This window comes from Allobosea sp. CER48 (assembly GCF_044752385.1).
Lineage (GTDB): Bacteria > Pseudomonadota > Alphaproteobacteria > Rhizobiales > Beijerinckiaceae > Allobosea.
In genome coordinates, this window is the sequence record NZ_JBIWYK010000526.1 from 1 (window position 1) to 1,954 (window position 1,954).

At 65.1% G+C, this 1,954-nt stretch carries 1 protein-coding gene and 1 pseudogene; both read right to left on the reverse strand.

Going from position 1 to position 1,954, the window contains the following annotated elements; genetic code table 11:
- Window positions 1-280 (reverse strand): annotated as a pseudogene (locus ACIPIA_RS15125) (hypothetical protein); the annotation flags it as partial.
- A 46-nt stretch (window positions 281-326) separates the two neighbouring features.
- Window positions 327-1,700, reverse strand: coding sequence for an MBOAT family O-acyltransferase (locus ACIPIA_RS15130; protein ID WP_400510737.1), 1,374 nt, complete (start codon window positions 1,698-1,700; stop codon window positions 327-329).
- Window positions 1,701-1,954: the final 254 nt, after the last annotated feature.

The window sequence follows — 1,954 nt, forward strand, 5'->3', positions numbered from 1 at the left end:
CCTCCTTCGGTCTCGTCGCAGGCGCGATGAGGGAGACGAAGGCGAGGCCCGTGGGGGCGTTCAGGCGCTCGGGCGAGAGGAGCTGAACGTGAGAATTGCCGAATATCGCGGCATTGAAGGCGGGGTCTCGCCCACGGCTGGCGGCTGCCGTGCGCGGCCCTTGCGGACGCACGCCGTCTTTCAGATGCAGCGGCGAGCGACCGGTGTCGTAGGGGTCGAGCAGGACCGTGACTGCCACGAAGGCGACGAGAATCAGCCCTGCCGCCGCCAGCAGGGCCACGACGAAGCGGCTCCACGCGGCTGTCGGAGCGACGACGCCAGCCGGCTCAGAACTGGAAATAGATGAACTCATAATTGGCGTCTTCGCCGATCTTCAGCAGGATGATGACGAACAGCAGGCCGGTCAGCACCGCGATCCAGCGGGCCGGTGGCAGCTTGTGAACGAGGTTCCAGGCCGTCGGGCCGATGATCGCGAACGCCGCGGCCGGCAGCAGCGCACGCCATTTGAAGCCCGTCCCCGTCGGCGCGAGGCCGATAAGGCCCTTGTAGATCGCCAGCGCCGCCTCGAAGGTCGTGGCGCGGAAAAGGACCCAGCAGAACATCACGAAGAGCAACGTCAGAAGCCACCCGAGCAGCGCCGGCATCGGCAGTCCGGCGCGGCGCCAGAACAGGGCGACGATCAGCGCCAGTCCATGCGCCACGCCCCAGGCGACGAAGGTCAGGCCGGCGCCGTGCCAGAGACCGCCGAGGGCCATCGTAGCGAAGAGCGCCCAGACCTGGGTCGGAAGGCCGCTGCGCGAACCGCCGAGCGGAATATAGAGATAGTCGCGCAGGAAGCGCGACAGCGTCATGTGCCAGCGCCGCCAGAAATCCTGAATGCTGAGCGAGCGATAGGGAACGTCGAAATTCTGAGGCAGCACGATGCCGAAGAGCAGGGCCAGGCCCAGCGCCATGTCGGTATAGCCTGAGAAGTCGAAATAGATCTGGAAGGTGAAGGCGAGCGTCGCCTGCCACGCCTCCGCCATGCTGATCACCTTGCCGGCGGCGGCGGCGGCGAAGACCGGGTTGGCGTATTCGGCGAGCGGGTCGCCGATCAGCACCTTCTTGGCGAGGCCGAACGTCAGCAGCATCAGGCCGCGCGCAATCCGCTCGGCCGCGTCGGGGCGTTGATACGGTCGCTCGTCGAGCTGGTGCATGATCTCGCGCCAGCGCACCAGCGGCCCGGCGAGCACCTGCGGGAAGAAGGCGATGTACAGTGCGTAGCGGACGAGATCGTAGCGCGGCGCCTGCCCGCGCCGGAGATCCGTCAGATACATGATGTGGTGGAAGGTGAAGAAGGAGATCCCGAGCGGCAGCGCGATGTCGAATTTCGGCGCCGGCAATCCCGGAATCATGCCGGCGAGGTCCGCGAAGAAATTGAAGTACTTGAACACCGCCAGCACGGCGAGGTTCAGCACGATGGCAAGCGTGATCAGGGCGCTGGACTTCGTCTTCTGGAAGGCTTCGGCGATCAGCCAGTTCAGCCCGATCGAGAGCGCCAGCAGCGGCAGGAAGCGCCAGTCCCAATAGCCATAGAAGGCGAAGGACAGCACGACCAGAACCGGCAGCCGCCAATGCGGCGCGAAGCGCTCGGCGAGCCAGTGCAGAGCCAGGGCCAGCGGCAGGAAGGCGAGCAGGAAGGCGAAGGAGTTGAACAGCATCCGGGCGAGACAGATCAGAAGATGGCTGCCGCCTTAGCGGATTATTCTGCCTGAGTCATGCCATGAAGCGTCGCAATCATGTTACTTGCAAAATGATAGTTTGTGCCATAGCGGGGGAACATGGAGCCGGCTTTCGAACCTCTGCCCGAGTGCCCCTGTGCGGCGACGGTCGCTGTCGTCGGCGAGTGGTGGAGCATCCTGATCCTGCGCGACGCGATGCAGGGCTTCACGCGTTTCGACCAGTTCCAGCGCAG